We start from the raw sequence: 1330 nt of genomic DNA, 5'->3' as shown, positions 1-1330 counted from the left end.
TCAGCTCGTCGTGGTTGCGCAGGAAGACGCCCCACTGGCAGCCGGAGGGGATGGCCGGCGTCTTGGCGAGGATCTCGGAGACGGGATAGCGCGACTCCCGCCGTACGGCCATGAAGATGCGCGGCATGACCGGGAAGTGGAACGCCATGTGGCACTCGTCGCCGCCGCTGCGGAAGTCACCGAAGTAGTCGACGACGTCCTCGGGCCACTGGTTGGCCTCGGCGAGGAGCACCTTGTCCGGGTACTGGCTGTCGATCTCCTTGCGCACCCGCCTGAGGAACTCGTGGGTCGCCGGCAGGTTCTCGCAGTTGGTGCCCTCCTGCTGGTACAGGTACGGCACCGCGTCCAGCCGGAACCCGTCGATGCCGAGATCCAGCCAGAACTTCAGCGCGGAGATCATCTCCTCCTGCACGGCCGGGTTCTCGTAGTTGAGGTCCGGCTGGTGCGAGAAGAAGCGGTGCCAGTAGTACTGCTTGCGTACCGGGTCGTACGTCCAGTTGGAGGCCTCGGTGTCGACGAAGATGATCCGGGCGTCCTGGAACTGCTTGTCGTCGTCGGCCCAGACGTAGTAGTCCCCGTACGGACCGTCCGGATCCCGCCTGGACTCCTGGAACCACGGGTGCTGGTCGCTGGTGTGGTTCATGACGAAGTCGATGATCACGCGCATGCCGCGCTGGTGGGCGGCGTCCACGAACTCCACGAAGTCGGCCAGGTCGCCGAAGGCGGTCAGGCCCTTCAGGTCGCCGACGCCGTCGCCGTTGCTGTCCTGGAAGGAGCGGACCAGGACCTCGTAGAAGACGGCGCGTTTGAACCAGTCCGGGTCCCGGTCCCTCGCAGGCGTGTCCTCGAAGGTGTCCGGAACGGGCTCATTGACGATCATATTGTGGGTGACCCTCCGATCTGCGGGTTGGACGGTCGCAGGACGGTGAAGACATGCGCGGGCCTATGACCCGGTTCGAGGCGCACATAGTTGGCCCTGCCCCAGTGGTAGGTCTCGCCGGTGAGCTCGTCGCGCACCGGCACGGACTCGTGCCAGTCCAGGCCGAGTTGCGGCATGTCCAACGAGACCGTGGCCTCCTGGGTGTGGCGGGGGTCGAGGTTGGCGACCACGAGAACCGTGTTCGATCCGCTCCGCTTCGAGTAGGCGATCACCGCGTCCTTGTCGGCGTGGTGGAAGTGCAGATCGCGCAGCTGCCGCAGGGCCGGGCTGCGGCGCCGGACGTCGTTCAGTCTGGTGATGAGCGGTGCGATGGTGCGGCCCTCGCGTGCGGCGGCCGCCCAGTCGCGGGGTTTGAGCTGGTACTTCTCCGAGTCGAGGTATTCCTCGCCG

The 1330-nt window shown here is 66.2% G+C and carries 2 protein-coding genes; both read right to left on the bottom strand.

Annotated features, from left to right (window positions below; translation table 11 throughout):
* Window positions 1-880: alpha-amylase family glycosyl hydrolase (locus IO33_RS0141855; RefSeq protein WP_031174317.1), on the bottom strand; the 880-nt coding region annotated here is incomplete at its 3' end.
* Window positions 877-1330 (bottom strand): alpha-glucosidase C-terminal domain-containing protein (locus tag IO33_RS0141850; protein WP_031174316.1); only part of this gene is annotated, 454 nt, incomplete at its 5' end. The genes IO33_RS0141855 and IO33_RS0141850, both read right to left, overlap by 4 nt.

Origin of the sequence: Streptomyces durhamensis, from assembly GCF_000725475.1 — a bacterium.
In the GTDB taxonomy this organism is placed as follows: domain Bacteria; phylum Actinomycetota; class Actinomycetes; order Streptomycetales; family Streptomycetaceae; genus Streptomyces; species Streptomyces filipinensis.
The sequence above is the reverse complement of the archived record's forward strand: the minus strand, read 5'-3'. Positions and strand labels throughout refer to the sequence as shown.